At 33.7% G+C, this 19,282-nt stretch carries 12 protein-coding genes; 4 read left to right on the top strand and 8 right to left on the bottom strand.

Features of this window, described 5'->3' with window-relative positions:
- Positions 1–38 precede the first annotated feature (38 nt).
- Positions 39–1,661, top strand: coding sequence for a carboxypeptidase-like regulatory domain-containing protein (locus HM992_RS17295; RefSeq protein ID WP_179320638.1), 1,623 nt, complete (start codon positions 39–41; stop codon positions 1,659–1,661).
- Positions 1,662–1,802: 141 nt separating this feature from the next.
- On the opposite strand, the gene HM992_RS17290 is transcribed toward HM992_RS17295, so the two are convergent.
- The 3 genes from HM992_RS17290 to lysA all read right to left on the bottom strand — a co-directional run bounded on the left by HM992_RS17290 (position 1,803) and on the right by lysA (position 7,476).
- Complete coding sequence (locus HM992_RS17290) at positions 1,803–5,072, bottom strand: S41 family peptidase (protein WP_179320636.1); 3,270 nt, start codon at positions 5,070–5,072, stop codon at positions 1,803–1,805.
- 71 nt (positions 5,073–5,143) lie between these two features.
- Positions 5,144–6,181 (bottom strand): AI-2E family transporter, encoded by a 1,038-nt coding sequence (locus HM992_RS17285; protein ID WP_179320634.1) that lies wholly within the window; start codon positions 6,179–6,181, stop codon positions 5,144–5,146.
- A gap of 89 nt (positions 6,182–6,270) precedes the next feature.
- Positions 6,271–7,476, bottom strand: coding sequence for a diaminopimelate decarboxylase (gene lysA / locus HM992_RS17280; RefSeq protein WP_178983859.1), 1,206 nt, complete (start codon positions 7,474–7,476; stop codon positions 6,271–6,273).
- Between the two features lie 279 nt (positions 7,477–7,755).
- Between lysA and HM992_RS17275 the strand changes: the two genes are divergently transcribed.
- Together HM992_RS17275 and sucC are read left to right on the top strand one after the other, a co-directional pair.
- Complete coding sequence (locus tag HM992_RS17275) at positions 7,756–8,412, top strand: hypothetical protein (RefSeq protein ID WP_179320632.1); 657 nt, start codon at positions 7,756–7,758, stop codon at positions 8,410–8,412.
- 104 nt (positions 8,413–8,516) lie between these two features.
- A complete protein-coding gene (sucC, locus tag HM992_RS17270) occupies positions 8,517–9,710 on the top strand; it encodes an ADP-forming succinate--CoA ligase subunit beta (RefSeq protein WP_178983861.1) in 1,194 nt (397 codons plus the stop codon).
- Positions 9,711–9,812: 102 nt separating this feature from the next.
- Here the strand turns inward: sucC and HM992_RS17265 are convergent, their stop codons facing one another.
- The gene (locus tag HM992_RS17265; protein WP_020894963.1) at positions 9,813–10,073 is read right to left on the bottom strand and encodes a DUF1456 family protein; all 261 of its coding nucleotides are present in this window, start codon (positions 10,071–10,073) and stop codon (positions 9,813–9,815) included.
- A 38-nt stretch (positions 10,074–10,111) separates the two neighbouring features.
- The gene (locus HM992_RS17260; RefSeq protein WP_179320631.1) at positions 10,112–10,921 is read right to left on the bottom strand and encodes an alpha/beta hydrolase; all 810 of its coding nucleotides are present in this window, start codon (positions 10,919–10,921) and stop codon (positions 10,112–10,114) included.
- Positions 10,922–11,063: 142 nt separating this feature from the next.
- Between HM992_RS17260 and HM992_RS17255 the strand changes: the two genes are divergently transcribed.
- A complete protein-coding gene (locus HM992_RS17255; protein ID WP_179320629.1) occupies positions 11,064–11,465 on the top strand; it encodes a TerB family tellurite resistance protein in 402 nt (133 codons plus the stop codon).
- A 104-nt stretch (positions 11,466–11,569) separates the two neighbouring features.
- Here the strand turns inward: HM992_RS17255 and uvrB are convergent, their stop codons facing one another.
- The 3 genes from uvrB to HM992_RS17240 form a co-directional block, all read right to left on the bottom strand.
- Positions 11,570–13,573, bottom strand: a complete 2,004-nt coding sequence (uvrB, locus tag HM992_RS17250; protein WP_179320627.1) for an excinuclease ABC subunit UvrB — start codon at positions 13,571–13,573, stop codon at positions 11,570–11,572.
- Between the two features lie 144 nt (positions 13,574–13,717).
- Entirely contained in the window at positions 13,718–16,873 is a 3,156-nt protein-coding gene (locus tag HM992_RS17245; RefSeq protein WP_179320625.1) for a T9SS type B sorting domain-containing protein, read from the bottom strand.
- Positions 16,874–16,907: 34 nt separating this feature from the next.
- Complete coding sequence (locus HM992_RS17240; protein WP_179320624.1) at positions 16,908–19,214, bottom strand: T9SS type B sorting domain-containing protein; 2,307 nt, start codon at positions 19,212–19,214, stop codon at positions 16,908–16,910.
- Between the last annotated feature and the right edge of the window lie 68 nt (positions 19,215–19,282).

Below are 19,282 nucleotides of genomic sequence, written 5' to 3'. Positions count from 1 at the left end.
GTACATTTTTTTTACAGGAAAATTGAAATTATAAGCACATGTCTAAAAAAGCAATTTTCTTATCTGTTATTTTACTTTGTTACACTTCAGTAGTAATGAGTCAAGGAGCCGTAGAATTAATTTGTAGAGTTTTAGATAATAATGAGAAATTTCCGGTGTCTTACGCTACAGTTCAGTTTGAAGGGGAATCTACAGGTCTTGTAGCTAATGATGAAGGGAGTTTTAGGTTGCCAGGCCATTATGTAAAAACAGAAAAACGTATTATCATATCCTCTATTGGATATGAAACTTTAGTGTTGAGCATAAATACTTTAGATTCTAAACGTATTAACATCATTAATCTCAAACCAAAAATTGAAAGTTTGGACGCTGTTATAGTGACGTCTAAAAAATCAAATCGTAATACTACAGAGTCGTCTTTAGACATCATAAGAAAAGCCATTTCTAGTATTCCAAGCAATTATCCAAATCAACCGCATTCTTACATTGGTTACTATCGCGATTATCAGGTTGTAAATGATAATTATTACAATTTAAATGAAGGTATTATAGAAAATTTTGATGCTGGTTTTAATACCAATAAGTTTATGTATAAAGACAATCAAACGGCGATTTACTCTTATAAACTTAATACCGACTTTTATCAAGATACGTTGCTACTCAATAGTATCTATGGTGAGTCTAAAATATTAGATTCAGACAATAATGCAAGATTAGGGGTTAAGAGTAGAAATGAATTAGAAATATTAAATATCCATAATCCGATAAGAAATTATGATCGATCAAGTTTTTCATTTGTTTACGTTTTAAAGGATAATTTTATTGTAAATCACAGATTTGAGAGCCCTAAAGTGGTTTTTATGGGTGATGAACTTTTGTATGAAATAGGCTTTTATTCTAAAGATGATATCCCTTCAAAATTTAAGGCGAAAGGAAAAATATACATCTCTAAATCTAATTACGCTATTTATAGATTAAACTATGACGTATTTGAAAACTCGGATTATAATTCTGGACGTTCTGGCAATGGTTATGGATTTGGATTTAGTAGTAATAAAACAAAAGATTCAAGGACGCTATTTAAAATTAATATTGAATATAAGGTTGTAGAAGGGAAGATGTACTTAAGTTATATGACTTTCAATAATAGGTTTATTATAAAAGAACCCAACCCACTACGTGTTGATGATTTTGAATTTGATCGTGAAGAAGAAGCATTTTATATTACGTTTAATAAGTCGATTGACAAAGCTTCAATTCAAAGTAAAAGTAGGATTAAGCTCTTTTTTAAGGACAAAAAATTGATGGTAAAAAATATAAAGCTCATTAAAAAGAACGTTATTAAAATAAACGTTTTGGATTGGTCAGCTGGTATTACATCAAGGAACGAGGATATAGTAGCAGAAGATTTTTCTTATAAATTGAAAAAAATTAGAGATGTTTCTGGTGTTACTATTTATAGAGAATCAAAGCTCATAGGATTTCAGTTTAGAGAGTTTTTTACACAAGAAATTTTTACAGATAAATCATTAAACTTAGATTTAAAATTAGTCAATAAATCCATGCCATTGTCTACGAGTCTATTGAATAGTAAAACTGTAGATTTAAATACATATTGGGTTAATTCACCTTTAAAGCAAACTTCAGAAACTAATCGTTAATCACGCAAATAATTATTCATTCCTTTTATCCTTATCTTCTTTCTTCATTTTAATATATTTAGATACCAACCGTACTCCTAATCTCGCGAAAAGGATTACGGCAAATACCATTACAATATCTAAACCTGTCATAGTTATATGTTAGTTGCCTTTTGCGGGTTGCGAAAAATTAGGAGTTTTAACGTCTTTTTTAGTGCCTAATTGTTTCATTAATTCTTCAATGGCTTTTTCAAGTTGCGGATCTTTGCCATTGGATAATGCTTTTGCATCTTGTCTCACTTTAATATCTGGTGCGACTCCTTCATTCTCTGCAATCCATTTATTGTTAATTGGATCAAATACAGCATTGTCTGGTGCGGTTAATGAGCCTCCATCAATTAATGAATAATGTGTTGACGATTTTACTAAGCCACCCCAAGTAGTCATGCCGATTAATTTACCAACATTTTGCTGTCTAAACACCCATGGGAAGAAATCTCCACCAGAACCCGCAAGTTCATTAATCAATAATACTTTTGGTCCTAATATACCAGCAGGAAGCGTTAACGGTTTTCCATTGGGTACTTCATTGGTTAATCCTGCTCTAAGACTGCGCGTCATTAAATCTACCATATAGTCATCTAATAAACCACCGCCATTAAAACGCTCATCTATTACTGCTCCTTCTTTATCTTGTTGTGCGAAATAATACCTATTGAAAGACACAAAACCAGGACCTCCTGTATTCGGAACCCAAATATACCCTAAACGACCGTTGGATAATTTGTCCACTAATCTACGGTTATCTTCCACCCAAGTGCGTTGTCTTAAAGAGTTTTCATTAGAAATAGGTTCTACGATTTCTGTCCAATGGCCATTAAATTTTGGTTTATCACTAATGTGAAGAATCGTTTGTTTGCCCGAAGTACCATCTAAATATTCATAAAAATTATCTCCAGCTTTTATTTCTTTACCATTTATACCTACAATATACTGACCTTCTTTTATGTTTAATCCAGGCGCATCTAATGGACCTGTTAAACCAGGATTCCAGTTTTCCGTAGTATAAATACGCTCAATTTTCCAATAGTTTTTATCGGTAACCATATCTGCTCCTAATAGCCCAGTTGTAGACCTTTCGATGTCTGGATAATCACCTCCACGAACGAAACTATGACCAACAGATAACTCACCATTCACCTGATCTAGAATGTAATATAAATCCGCACGATGCTTTATAAATGGTACCAACGGAGCGTAACGTTTGTAAACCACATTCCAATCACGTCCATGCATATTTGGGTCGTAAAAATAATCGCGCTCATATCTCCAAGCTTCTTCAAACATTTGTTCCCATTCCGCAGAACGATCTAATTTCATTTGTAAATTTACTTTGAGACGTTTGCCACCTTTTGCATCTCCTCCTTTTGTACTGATCACTTGCCAATCACCGTTAATCTGGGCTAACATATGTTCTCCATTTGTGGTAACTGAAACTGAACGCACACCCGAAGCAAATTCCTTGCTCTCTTGTTCTTCAAGATTAAATTTGTGAAGTAGTGCTCCTCTATCATTTGGAACATATTCTGAGATAAACATAGATCCTTTTGGACCAGATACAATGTAACCATAGTTTCTAGAAGGTATTGGCAATGCTAGCGTTCTGCGACCAATGTTTTCAAAATCGATGCGCATTGGTTTGCTGTCATCTTCTTTTTTTTCTTTTGAGTCTTTATCTTCTTTTTTGTCATCACTTTTATCATTAACTTCTTCTTTGATATCTTCTTCGTCACTTTTTGGCTTAAAAGGAGAATCGTCATTGGCATCTAAATTAATAACATAAGCGGCATAAGCAGGATCTGCCGTCATAGAACTTGTATTTGCCCAACCAGATGCAAGCGCTACATCTGTACTCGCTAAAAAGTAGAGTTGTTTTTGGTTTAAATCCCAAACTGGCGAAAAAGAATCAGCAAATGAATCTGTAATTGGTTTTGTCGTATCTTTTTCTAACGAGTAGATATAGATTTGTCTGAAGTTATTAGAACCCGATTTCTCATAAGCAATCCAATTACTATCTGGTGACCATTTTAATTCAATACTGTTACGTTCTAAATTGGTACCTCCTATATCTATAGTTTTAATTTTTTTTGTTTCTAAGTTGACGAATTTTAAGCGTACATCATCATCAACAAAGGCGATGTATTTTCCATCTGGAGACCATGTTGGATTCCAGCCTAATTTAGATTCTCCAATAGAAATTGCTTCAGGTTTTGATAAACCATCCTGATCTGAAATCATTAAAGCATAATTCTTTCTATCCGCATCAGAAAACCATGCGATTTTATCTCCTTTCGGTGACCAAATAGGTCGTCGGTCTGCTGTTCCTGAACTTTCTGTGATGTTTCTAGAATCTCCAAATTCAACAGGGATTGTAAAGATATCTCCACGAGACTGCATAATAGCACGTTTGCCATTTGGTGACAACGATGCCGAACGTGTAGAATTTGATACATCTTCCCATTTTGTTTCCGACCAAGGAAAATCACCAACCACATGTATTGCTAATTGGGTGGATTGACCAGTTGAAATTGTCATGGTGTGTAAATAACCATTGCGTTCATAAATTAAAGTGTCAGCATTACCACTTAACCATTTAATATCAGAACCTTTAAACGTTGTAATTTGTGTCAGTGTTTTGCTTGATGGAGTATAAGACCAAATATTAGAGACTAAATCACGATCGGATAAAAAATAAATAGTATCACCTAACCACATCGGTTGGATATCTGTAGTGTGTTCATTAGGCAGTAAAACTTCTGTTTGCGTTTTTAAATCTAGTATAATCAATGGTGTATTTTGTCCACCTCTGTAAGCGCGCCATTCTTCATCCCAACGATCCATTTTATCTAAAATCAGTTTTTTGCCATCAGGTGAATAAGACCCGTCATTGCTCCATTGCTTTGTCAATAATTGAGGTGCTCCACCTTCAACTGAAATCGTATAAAGCCTGTTATATGGTCGTGGTGCCGTTTCTCTATTACTCGCAAATAATATATGTTTCCCATCATTAGTCCAGCCTCTAACTGTAGAACCACTTGGGTGCCAAGTTAAGCGTTTTGGTTCTCCTCCGTCTTTAGAGACCACGTATACATTGTTTGTTCCTGCTCTGTTAGAACTGAACGCAATTAGGTTTCCATCTGGTGAAAAATAAGGGTTAGATTCGCCAGCAGCAGTTGAAGTGATGCGCTTCGCTTCGCCAGAGTTTAATGCTGAAACCCAAATATCACTTCCGTATGTATAGGTAATATGAGTCGCACTTATATCTGGTTGCCGGAGTAATCTAGTACCTTGAGCAAATGATAAAAAGCTTGTAAGTAGAAATAAAATTGCAAAATAGAAGATTTGATGAGCTGTTTTTGATTGTGAATTCATGAGGGTGAGCTGATTAAATTGATTAGAATGATGTTATAAAGTTACGAATAACTTAAGTATCATTCTATAATTTAATTTTGCTCTTCTGGTGCGCTATCTAATGTCTTACCATATTCCTCGGTATATATTTTGACTAATGCCATAAAAATACTGATAAGTAATGGTCCAAAAATTAAACCTATAAAACCAAATAGAGGAACACCAACAATCACGCCTATAAGCGTAACTAAGGGATGTACATCATCAAGTTTTTTTAATACGTACAGTCTAATAATATTATCAGTTGAGCCTACAACTACTACACCATATATTAAAATTCCCCAAGCTTGAGCTGTTTGACCACTGGATAAGGTGAGTATAAAAACAGGAATAATACCGACAAAAGTGCCTATAAAAGGAATCATAGAGCCAATAGTGACAATCACAAACCAGAATAAAGGATCTTCAATACCAAAAATTAAAAAACCAATCAAAGCAATAACCCCTTGTGCTACGGCAACTAATGGAATTCCGATAGCATTCGATTTTACCATAGCTTGGACTTCTTTTCCAATTTCGGCAATATTTCTATTATTCATTGGAATATAATCACGTAAAGACTGCCTTAATTCTTTTCGATTTGTAAGCATGAAATAAAGCATAAAGTACATCAACCCTATAGCTACAAATAAATTAAAAGTATCGCCTACCATGCTTTGCGCACTTTCAGAAAGCCATGACGTAATCGCTTCAGTGTCTATTTGAGAATTGAAATCAAAACCAGTTTTAAATTTTAACTGTCCAACTTGCTCCTTAAACGCGTCAATAACTTTACCGCTATTATCAGCAACATCAGAAACTTTATTACCTATCATAATTCCAAAACCCGTAAGTGGCACCATAATGACAATGAAGGAGCCTAACATTAAGGTTAAAGCTGCTAAAGTTGCGTTCCAATTATATTGATTGACTAACCGTTTCATTAATTTTCTAAGTAGAATATAAAACGTAATTGCGCCTAAAACACCTGTCAAATAAGGGAGCATTTCACGAAAAATCAAACTTCCAAAAAGTAAGATTAATAGTAAAATAAAAACTTGACGGATTATTTTAGGCGCAATTTGAGTCATGGGAAGGTTTTAAAATCTTCTCAAAGATAACTGCAAATCAGAGAGAAATGTAGCCTGAATAAATAAAAAGTTAACTCAAATAATTTGATCTATAATGCTATCTCAACTTGATTATTTAGGATATCATCAAAAGTCTCACGCTTTCTAATTAAATGAGCTTCTCCTTTATAGAGTAATACTTCAGCAGGTCTGTAACGCGAATTGTAGTTGCTCGCCATGGAATAGCAATACGCTCCTGCATTCTTAAAACAAAGAATATCACCTTCGTTTATTTCAGGAATTCTTCTGTTATTGGCAAACGTGTCAGTCTCACAGATATAACCTACTACAGAGTAAAAACGCTCACGACCCTTTGGGTTGGAAATGTTTAAAATGTCATGTTGAGAACCATATAACATTGGTCGTATTAAGTGATTGAACCCAGAATCAATTTGAGCAAAAACTGTTGAGGTGGTTTGTTTTACCACATTAACTTTAGCTAAAAAGACACCAGCTTCACTGACTAGAAATTTACCAGGCTCAAATGCTAAGGTTAAATCTTTACCATATTCTTTACAGAATTCGTTGAAACGTTGCGATAATTTTTCGCCTAATTCTTCTATATTGGTTTCAATATCTCCTTTTTTATAAGGCACTTTAAAGCCAGAACCGAAATCTATGAATTCAAGAGTTTTGAAGTTTTTTGCAGTTTCGAAAAGAATTTCACTCGCGTACAAGAAGACATCAATATCTAAAATATCACTTCCAGTATGCATGTGAATTCCGTTGATATTCATTTTCGTGTTTTCTACAATACGAAGTAATAGTGGAATCTGATGAATTGAAATTCCAAATTTACTATCAATATGTCCAACAGAAATGTTGGTGTTTCCACCAGCCATTACATGCGGGTTGATACGAATACAAACCGGAACTTTAGGATGCTTAGTTCCAAATTGTTCTAAGATAGACAAATTATCAATATTAATCTGAACACCTAATTTTGCGGCTTCCTCAATCTCTTCAAGGGATACACCATTGGGAGTGAAAATTATATTTTCAGGTTTGAAACCGGCTTTTAAGCCTAATCGAAGTTCTTGAATAGAAACGGTATCAATACCAGAGCCCAATTTGTTAAATAATTTTAAAACTGAAATATTAGACAATGCCTTAACCGCGTAATTAAGTTTCAGATGTTTAACCTTACTAAATGCTTTAGTTAATCGTTTATACTGAGTTTCAATTTTTTCAGCATCATATACGTAAACAGGACTTCCAAAATCCTTTGCAATCTGTAATAAGGTATTATCGTTCATTTGTAATAGTGTTAAATTCAATTTATTTGAAGGGCGAAAGTAAATGTAATCCTTATAATAAACATAAAAATGATAAAAAATAGCTATTTTTACACAAAATGTTAAATAGTTAACAAAATTGTAATTATTCACTATGCGCTATAAATCCTCTTGTTTTACCTTAACACTATAGAGAACCTAGATAATGTGTACCATTTCATTTTTTAGGGAACCGAAAAAAAAATGGTTGAAATTAGCTGATTTAGATATTTTTTAAATAGTTACATAAAATTTAAACGTATGAAAACCATCGCCTCTTGTGTTCAAGATATAATTGTTGCCAGTCCTTTTTTAGAAGAAGGTTTATCTAGAGAGATTATTAATTTTTCTGCTCTAGCAAAAGAGTTGAATGAACCCATCTCTACAATGTTACGTAAACCTATAAAAGATGGAGCTATAATGATGGCATTGCGACGCTATCAACAACCTTTAAATCTTGAGAATTCTAAGAGTTTAAAAAAAACATTTAATGAATTAGGTGATATTACAGTCCGTTCTAATTTAAGTGATTTTACGTTTCAGAATTCAAAAACTTTAATATATAGTCATTCACAGATTTTAGAAAAGATCAGTGAAAATCATCAAACATTTTATGCCTTTACACGTGGTATGTTTGAAAGTAATATTATTATTTCAACGTCTGAAAAAGATAGTGTTCTTAAAGCCTTCAAAAAAGAAACACAGATTGGATTACAAGAAAAATTGTCTGCGATTAGTATTTATTTACCTAAGGGAAATTCAAAAATCGTTGGGTTATATTACCAAATATTTAAACGTTTAGCTTGGGAAAACATTACGTTATATGAAGTGGTTTCCACAACTAATGAATTCACCATTGTGGTAGAAGACTATTTGGTAGATAAGGCATTTTCTGCCATAAAGCGTTTAATTGATTAAACTTCTAGACACTGTTTTGTTAAGAGATAAATCAATTTTAAAAACTATTGGTAAAAACTATTAGTATGCTTACTTTTGTCAGACCAATAAATTTCTGATTAAAAATGAATTTACACGAATATCAAGGAAAAGAATTATTAAGCAGTTTTGGAGTACGTATCCAACGTGGTATAGTAGCTCAAAGTGCTAAAGAAGCTGTAGATGCGGCAAAGCAATTAACAGCTGAAACTGCTACAGGTTGGCATGTTATTAAAGCTCAGGTTCATGCAGGTGGACGTGGAAAAGGTGGAGGCGTAAAATTGGCTAAAAACCTTAAAGAGGTTGAAGATATTGCAGGACAAATCATAGGAATGGATTTGGTAACACCTCAAACTTCAGCAGAAGGAAAACGTGTTCATCAAGTTTTAGTAGCAGAAGATGTATATTATCCAGGTGAAAATGAGCCTAACGAATATTACATGTCTGTTTTATTAAATCGTGCTACAGGTAGAAATATGATTGTGTATTCTACGGAAGGTGGAATGGATATTGAAACGGTTGCAGAAGAAACTCCAGAATTAATACATAATGAAGAAATTGATCCTGCTACTGGGATTTTACCTTTTCAAGCGCGTCGTATTGCGTTTAACTTAGGCTTATCTGGAACAGCTTTTAAAGAAATGACAAAATTTGTTACGGCTTTATATACAGCTTATGATAAATCGGATGCGTCTTTATTTGAAATCAATCCAGTTTTAAAAACTAGTGATGATAAAATAATGGCTGTTGATGCTAAAGTAACTTTAGATGCCAACGCATTATACAGACACAGAGATTTAGCACAATTACGTGATTTACGTGAAGAAAACCAGATTGAAGTTGAAGCAGGTGCTTTAGGTTTAAACTATGTGGACTTAGACGGAAACGTTGGTTGTATGGTAAATGGTGCTGGTTTAGCAATGGCTACTATGGATTTAATTAAGCAAGCAGGTGGTGAGCCAGCTAACTTTTTAGATGTTGGTGGTACTGCTGATGCGGCTAGAGTAGAAGCGGCTTTTAAAATTATATTAAAAGATCCTGCTGTAAAAGCTATTTTAATCAACATTTTTGGTGGAATTGTAAGATGTGATCGTGTTGCGCAAGGTGTCATTGATGCTTATAAAAACATGGGTAACATTACTGTGCCAATCATTGTACGTTTACAAGGAACAAATGCAGACATCGCAAAAGAATTAATTGACAATTCTGGTTTAGATGTAATGAGTGCAACTGAGTTCCAAGAGGCAGCTGATAAGGTGCAAGAAGTATTGAATAAATAAATTTTTATTCTTTCAGGATTTTTAAAACCTGATAGGAGATATTAAAATATAAAAAGAGCAACATTTATTTGTTGCTCTTTTTTATTTCTATTATTTAAGAATTTAATCTTTCTTCTTTTCTTCTTTCTTTTTCTCTCCCTTTTTTGGCATTGGTCCGCGTAAATGAATAATTAACCCATTTAAGAAATTTCTTAAAATCTGATCACCACACTCCATATATTTAGGATGGTCTTCATTTCTAAACATGGCATTCAGTTCACTTTTGGAAATTCTGAAATCTACTAATTCTAAGATTTTTACGATATCATCGTCTCTTAGCTTGTGCGCTACTCTTAATTTTTTGAATATGTCGTTATTTGTCATTGAAAATTTATTTTCATTCCCTTCAAAATGGGAATACGTTAATTGTTAGATATTAGATATTGATACGCCTCTCCAAAATGAGTTGCCCAAAGTTTTTCATTATGTTGTCCACCTTCAATCGTATGGCTTTCAAATTGCAATTCATTGACTCCTTTAGATTGAAGTAATTTAATCATTTTTTCTAACTTCGGAATCATAGTGTCTCCTTCATCACTGCCAGCCAGAAAGTAAAATTTTGAAGTTTCTGGGATATCAGTAGCTTCTACTAATTCAAAAATTTCAGGATTAATCCAAAATGCAGGAGAGAATACTCCAGCGTTTCCGAATGTTTCAGGATATTTTATTACAGCATAAAAGGATAGCAAACCTCCTAAGGATGATCCAAAAATTGAGGTATGTTCTGCTTCTGGTTTTGTCCTGTAAGCAACGTCTATGTGCGGTTTTAAAGTGTTTTTAATAAATGCTAAATAGGCATCTCCATTTCCTCCTCCATGTTTTTCGTGTTTATATGGGGTGAGTTCATCTATACGTTTAGCATTGCCATGTTCAATCCCAATAATGATACTTTTATTATCGGTTAGTTTGTCCATATATTCATCAACTTCCCATTCTCCAACATAGGATGTTTCTGCATCAAATAAATTTTGCGCATCATGCATATAAATGACGGGATACGATTTTTTAGTTTTTTTATAATTTGTAGGTAAATACACCCAAATAGTTTTTGAGGAATCGAGTTGAGGTGACGCAATAGTGAATTTCGTAATCTGTTCAGAAGCAGTGCTTTGCGCTGATAGTTGGTGTAGAATAAATACTAGAAATAGCAAGTGCAAATGCTTCGATTTCATGCTGTAACTGATAAAGTATATTGATAAACGTTTAAAAAAATCGACTAAGTACAATCAATTTTTCGACAAGATACATTATATCAACGACAATAAAATAAACTACCTCTGTAACTTTACAGTATAAATTAATCCCCATATAATCATGATTAATCGCGTTGAAAAACTGAGTTTGCTTTCCGAGATGATTGCATTCGCTCAAACAGATGAAAATATAAAATCTATAGAATATAAATTTTTATATAGCATCGCTAAACAGTTGGAAATTTCTAAAGAAGATTTTCAATATCTTTTTGAACATCCTGTCACTTATGTAAATTTAAAGTCACATAGTGAACGTATTGTTCAATTTCATAGATTAGTATTACTTATGAATTTAGATCATAAAGTAGCACCTAAACAATTGGTTAAAATTCACAATTTCGGACTTAGAATGGGCTTAAGTCATGAGTCTATTAATCGTGTGTTAGATTTAATGGATAGCTTTCCTAATAAAATTGTACCACCAGATTTTTTAATTGATATTTTTAAGGTGCAATATAATTAGTCCCAAGAATAAAGTAATGAATGAATGTTAGTAGTGAATAATTATTATACTAATTCACTTCAAACTCTACATTTTTAACTAACCAACGACCACTGACCACTTTTTTAAACCTTCAACTTCTCCAATTTACTCTGATAAGCCGTAATTTCATCTCTAAAACGTGCTGCTTCTAAAAAGTCTAAGGCTTTTGCGGCTTGTTCCATTAATTTGCGTCGTTCTCTTATTTTCTTTTCGAGTTCTCCTTTTGTTAGGTATTCACTTTCTGGTTCTGCTGCTATTTGTGCATCTAGTTCTGTTCGGTAAGTACTCACTGAATTTTGCGTTAAAGCACTATTTAAACTCTTATTTAATGCTTTTGGTACAAGGTTGTGTTTAGTGTTGTATGCAACTTGTTTTTCTCGACGGTAATTCGTTTCATCTATTGTTTTTTGCATGCTTTTGGTAATTTTATCAGCATACATAATGGCTTTACCGTTAAGATGTCTTGCAGCTCTACCAACGGTTTGCGTTAAAGAACGTGCTGAACGTAAAAAGCCTTCCTTGTCCGCATCTAAAATAGCCACCAGTGATACTTCTGGTAAATCTAAACCTTCACGAAGTAAGTTGACACCGACCAACACATCAAAAACTCCTTTTCGTAAATCTTGCATGATTTCAACACGTTCCAAAGTATCTACATCACTATGAATATATCTAGTTCTAATCGAAATTCTTGTTAAATATTTTGTCAATTCTTCAGCCATTCGTTTGGTCAGCGTGGTGACTAAAGTCCGTTCGTCTTTTTCAACACGATTTTGAATTTCTTCAATTAAATCATCAATCTGATTTAGACTTGGTCTGACTTCAATAATTGGATCCAATAATCCTGTAGGACGAATCACTTGCTCCACATAAACACCATCCGTTTTTTGCATTTCATAATCAGCTGGAGTCGCAGAAACATAGATTACTTGATTTTGAAGGGCTTCAAACTCTTCAAACTTTAAAGGTCTATTGTCCATAGCAGCAGGTAAACGGAAACCGTAATCTACTAAATTCACCTTTCGGCTTCTATCTCCTCCATACATGGCATGAACTTGGGAAATGGTGACGTGACTTTCATCAACCACCATTAAAAAATCATCTGGAAAATAATCTAATAAACAGAACGGTCGTGTTCCTGGTAATCGTCCATCTAAATATCTTGAATAATTCTCAATACCAGAGCAATACCCTAATTCACGAATCATTTCCAAATCGAATTCGGTACGTTCCTTTAATCGTTTGGCTTCAAGATGTTTGCCTATTTCCTTAAAATAATCGTATTGTTTTACTAAATCATCTTGAATATCTTTAATTGCTCCATTCAATACATCAGGAGAGGTCACAAACATATTAGCAGGATAAATATTCAGTCTGTCGTAGCGTTCTATGATTTCGTTGCTTCTGGCATCAAAAGCTTCAATTTCTTCAATTTCATCACCAAAAAAGTGAATTCTAAAGGCATGATCTGCATAACCCGGAAAAACATCTACAGTATCTCCTTTAATTCTGAAGTTACCATTTTTGAATTCGGCTTCAGTTCTAGAATATAAACTTTGAACGAGTTGATGTAATAATTTGGTACGAGAAATAACCTGATCGCGTTCTAATGTAATTACATTTTTTTGAAATTCTACAGGATTTCCAATACCATATAAACAAGACACTGATGCAATCACAATTACATCTCGTCGACCAGAAAGTAGGGAAGAGGTTGTACTTAAACGCATCTTCTCAATTTCCTCGTTAATAGATAAATCTTTTTCTATATAAACACCAGAAGTAGGAATATAAGCTTCAGGTTGATAGTAATCATAATAGGATACAAAATACTCAACAGCATTCTCTGGAAAAAACTGTTTAAACTCAGAATAGAGTTGTGCGGCCAAAGTTTTGTTATGTGCCAAAACTAGCGTTGGTCTTTGCACTTCTTCAATCACATTGGCGACTGTAAATGTTTTTCCAGAACCCGTAACACCTAAAAGCGTTTGGTATTTTTCTTTATCAGTAATCCCTTTAGCCAGTTTTTTTATAGCTTGTGGCTGATCACCAGTAGGTTTAAATTCAGACTCAATTTTAAATCGCATTTAGCAAAGTTACGATAAAGGGATTATAATTAAATGACGTAGTGCGTTACAATTGCGTTAAAATAAAAAGGACTCCAAATTTATATTCTGAAGTCCTTTTTAAAAATTGTTTTTAATGAGTAATCCTTTTTTTATATTAAAGACTTAATGCTTTAAAGCAAAATGACCTCTAAGTTCATCACCATTTTTTAATGTGATTAAATACCAGAAATCATTCGACTCTAACATTTTTCCATTGTAATAGCCATCCCAAGAGTAATTCAAAGGAATTAATTGTTTTATGAGCTTACCATATCTATTAAAAATAAGGATTTCTTTTACAATGTAATTTCGGTCAATAACAGTCCAATAATCATTATAAGTATCATTATTAGGAGTGAAAAAGACAGGGATAAAAAGGTCTACTTCAATTTCAAAGGAAAGGGATTTAATGATACAGCCGTAGATATCAGAGACATGTAGCGTATGAATACCTTCTGAAAGATCATTAAAAATATTAGATGTTTGCGTGCTAGAATAATCAACAGCGTATAAATAGTCTGAAGTGAGATCCGTCATGGTAACTATAAGCATACTGTTGCTTATTGAAATATTGGATTCATCGAGAGTGAAATCTACAGCGTCATTAATAGTAATGTCAAAACTACTTTCATTAGAGCAGGTATTTGGAGCCGTGCCTATTTCGGAATATATATATAAGGTTTGTGAAGTTGTAATGACATCTCCAGCATTAAATAGAGTTCCTGTACCGTTTGTTCCCGTAAAATAATTACCGTTGGTTAGTGTAGGTAATGTATATTCTGAACAAATAGTTTGGTTAGCCAAGGTATCTACATTTGGTGCTCCAGTAATCGTAACATCAAAGCTACTTTCATTATTACAAGTATCTGGAGCTGTACCAATTTCAACATAAATATAGATGGTTTGTGAAGATGAAATTACATCTCCGGCATTAAGAGGAGTGCCTGTTCCATTTGTGCCAGAAAAATAGTTGCCGTTGGTAAGAGTAGGCAAGGTGTATGATGCACATTCCGTTTGGTCAGATAGTGTATCTACATTAGGAGTGCCATTCACAGTAACCTCAAAACTGCTTTCGTTTGAACATATATTTGGGGCTGTTCCTATTTCGTTATAAATATAAATGGTTTGATCTGTTGAAATAATATCACCAGCATTAAGTGGTGTTCCTGTACCGTTTGTACCCGTAAAATAATTACCATTGGTTAGTGAAGGCAAGGTGTAATCTGAACAAACGGCTTGATTAGAAATCGTATCTACATCTGGCGCGCTTGTGATAGTCACCTCAAAACTACTTTCATTTGTACACGTGTCTGGTGCTGTACCAATTTCTACGTAAATATAGATAGTTTGTATAGTCGAAACACTATCACCTGCATTAAGTGGTGTTCCTGTACCGTTTGTACCTGTAAAATAGTTACCGTCTGTAAGAGTAGGTAATATATACGATCCACATGCTGTTTGGTCAGCAAGGGTATCAACATTAGGTGTACCATTCACAGAAACCTCAAAGCTACTTTCGTTTGAACATATATTTGGAGCTGTTCCTATTTCATTATAAATATAAATAGTTTGATCTGTTGAAATAATATCACCCGCATTAAGTTGCGTTCCTGTACCATCAGTAGCGGTATAATAATCACCATTAGTTAAAGCAGGTAATGTATAACTAGAACAGACCGTTTGGTTAGTAATTGTATCTACATCTGGAGTTCCGGTAATCGCAATGACAAAGCTACTTTCATTTGAGCAATTATCAGGAGCCGTGCCTATTTCATTATAAATATAAATGGTTTGATCTGTTGAAATAATATCACCCGCATTAAGTTGCGTTCCTCCACCATCAGTAGCGGTATAATAATCACCATTAGTTAAAGCAGGTAATGTATAACTAGAACAGACCGTTTGGTTAGTAATTGTATCTATATCTGGAGTTCCGGTAATCGTAATGTCAAAGCTACTTTCATTTGAGCAATTATCAGGAGCCGTGCCTATTTCATTATAAATATAAATGGTTTGATCTGTTGAAATAATATCACCAGCATTAAGTTGCGTTCCTGCACCATCTGTTACAGTATAATAATCTCCGTCAGTTAGGATTGGTAACGTATAACTTGAACACACAGTTTGATCAGAAAGCGTATCCACAGCGGGATTATCAATAATTAATTGCGCAACATTCGTTATTAATGGACAAGAATTATAGATAACTTCACAGTAATATTGATTTCCATCAAAACTTAAAGGAGCATTAGTAATATCTAACCAGCTATTTTGAGGGTCAGAGTACGGACTAGCGTTAGGGACATCTACCCAGTTTCCTGAAGCATCAAGAACCTTCCATTGATATTGAAATATACTATTGTTTAAAGACGTAATAAACGTTACAGCACCATTCTCACATATCGTTTGTGTTATTGGATCTATAATTTCAGGTATGTTATTCGTAATTGGATCTGCTGTATGCGACCCTAAGTTCGAACAATTTTCACTAGAATTAATAGTCCAGTCGTTGCTATCATAAGTTGTTTGAGGTAGCGGTGCATCTGCATTTCTGATAACAGTATAGCCTTTTTCATCAGGTGCATTTACGATATCAATAAGAGTTCCGTTTTTATATAATTTGAACTCATCGTTATCATTAATTCCTGTAGGAATATTGAAATCAACATCTAAAGGAGAACAATTTGTGCCGCTTCCCATTTGAATGACAAACGTGTCCATAGGAGGAATTGTACCTATAATGGTGTTAAAAATATTATTAGGTGTCGCATTTCCGACGTCTCCAAAACGTTCAATCACATAAACATTATCAATAATCACAGGGGAATTTGTAGGGTTATAAAGTTCTATAACAGCATAATCACCTCCATTGGCATCATATAATTCTGAAATATAAATATCAGCAGAATCACAGTTTGTCGCTAAGACCGTAAAATCTGATGAAGAAGTCCCTGTACAACCACCATTACTTATAATAGAAATGCCAGAAGTATCAATTGCACCAGCAGGTATAAGTGCTGTGATTTGAGAATCATTTATTATGGTGAAGGTGGTATTAATTCCATCAACTGATACTGAAGCTGCAGCACTAAAGTTACTACCGTTAATCGTAATTAACGTGTTTTGTGGTCCAGTAGCAGGTGTAAACGTATTAATTATTGGTGCAGGACAAAAGCTGTTGTCTTCTTCAATATCACTACTAACTGTGGCATAAGTATTTGTTATAAAAAATAAACTTAAGACGTAGGTACAGTGAATTAGTAAATTAATGCGTTTCATTGGTTCAAATTAAAGGTTGAAAAAAATAAGTGGTTTATTTATTAAGATAAACCCAACCCATTAAAGGTTTAGAATCCGTATTAGGCTCATTTAAATATAAAGCATAAAAATAGGTGCCTACAGGTAGCACTTTATCGTTGTGCATTACCCCTTTATTTGCTATTCCGAACCATTTTTTAGTGTTATTTCCTTCAAAAATTAAAGTGCCATATCGGTTATAAATTTCTAATTTATGGTTGGTGTAAACATCATATAGACCTTGAATGTTAAACCATTCATTCTCGCCATCATTATTAGGAGAAAAGCCATTTGGAATAAATAGCTCGTCTGCTGCTGGTTGAATTTCAAATGATATAAATCTAACAATACAGCCATTGCTATCTTGAACATATAAGGTGTTCAAGCCTTCAGAAATATTGGTAAATACATTTTCACTTTGAAAACTAGTACCGTCAATAGCGTATTCGTAATCTATTGAAGTATTAGGCATTGTAATGGTTATTGAACTTCCGTCTATTTCAATATTTGAATCGGTTAGATCGAAATCTGTAGCAGGATAAATGGTAATGTCAAAGCTACTTTCGTTTGTACATGTATCTGGTGTTGTACCAAGCTCATTATAAATGTAAATGGTTTGTGATGTTGAAATAATAGTGCCAGCAGTAAGTGGTGTTCCTGTTCCGTTAGTTCCTGTGAAATAGTTTCCATTTGTTAGTGTTGGTAAAATGAATTCCGAACAAATCGAAACATCAGGAAGTATATTTACATCTGGAGTTCCAATTACATTGACCTCAAAACTACTTTCGTTAGTGCAAATATTAGGAGCAACTCCAGACGCATTATAAATATAAATCGTTTGTGATGCTGATATAATATCTCCTGCAATTAAAGGTGTACCATTTCCATCAGGCGCTGTAAAATAATTTCCATTAGTTATACTTGGTAAGACATACTCAGAACAAACAGTTTGGTCATCTAAAACACTTACAAGTGGATTTCCACTAATGGAAACGGTAAAGCTAGATTCATTACTACACGTATTAGGAGGAGTTCCCGATGAATTAAAAATATAGATGGTTTGAAAAGATGTTATTACATCTCCAGCATTTAGTTGAGTTCCTGTACCGTTAGTTCCTGTATAATAATTTCCGTTAGTTAGTTCAGGTAGAATAAAATTAGAACATACGGTTTGGTTTGGTAATGTATCTACTTCAGGATTTGAAACGATAAGTTGCGCTGCATTTGAAACAAGATTACAATCTACAGATGACATCATACAGTAATATTGTAACCCACTAAAACTAGCAGGAGTATTAGCAATAGTTAATGTGCTAGTGGTTGCACCAGAATAATTACTATCGTTACTGATGTTTACCCAGTTTCCAGAAGTATTAAGTACAAGCCATTGGTAAGAATACGATCCTGTATTTACAGATACAGAAAAGCTAGCTGTTCCGTTTTCGCAAATATCTTGATTGTTGGGATGTGTAATAGTTGGTGCAGAACTACCACCATTTGATGTATGTGATCCTAAATCAGAACAATCTTCATCTTCTAACAGTAACCATTCGTTAAGGTTATATGTTGTGCTTGGTGCAGATGCATCTGCATTTCTAATGAAACTATAGCCAATTTCATCGTCAGTATACATCACATCAATGATAGTTCCATTTTTTAATAATTTAATTTCGTCATCCTCATTAATACCAGCGTTTATTGATATGCCAGCAGTTAAACCACTACACGAATTACCTGTACTACCCATTTCAATAATATAAGTACTGAGCGGAGCAATAGAACCTTCTAATGGAATCGTTGCACTCGGTGTTGCATTACCAATATCTCCAAAACGTTGTACTTCATAAATGGCATCCAAGTTTATTGTGGTGTTTGTTGGATTATAGAGCTCTATAACACCATAACTTCCACCGTCTGAATCATAAACTTCAGATATATAAATCTCATCCGCAGAATTACAATCAGAATTTAATAAGGAGAAGCTTGTAACAGTTGTAGTGTCACAGCCTCCAGAAGTCGTAAGCGTAATATTAGAAGTAGTAGCAATTCCAGAAGGCACAATAATAGTCATTTTACTGTCATTTATTATTGTAAAGGTCGCATTAGTACCGTTAAAATCAACTGTCGTTGTCGTATCGAAATTACTTCCATTAACTGTTATTTCTGTGTTTTCAGGTCCGCTTGAAGGACTAAATGTGTTTATTGCTGGAGCCGGACAAGCAATGCTTTCAGTTTCGTAAGTCGAATAGTCTGTATTATTTATTAAAAAATAACCGTTTAAAAATAAAACAAGTGGAAATAGAAATAAGGTGTAATTCTTCATGTAGTTTAAAAAATAGAGTTCGCAAAAATATGTAATAATGTACTACTGTTTGTTAAGTAATAGTTATG

Origin of the sequence: Winogradskyella helgolandensis (assembly GCF_013404085.1) — a bacterium.
Classification (GTDB): domain Bacteria; phylum Bacteroidota; class Bacteroidia; order Flavobacteriales; family Flavobacteriaceae; genus Winogradskyella; species Winogradskyella helgolandensis.
Note: the sequence above shows the minus strand (reverse complement) of the source record. Positions and strands in the feature narration are given on the sequence as shown.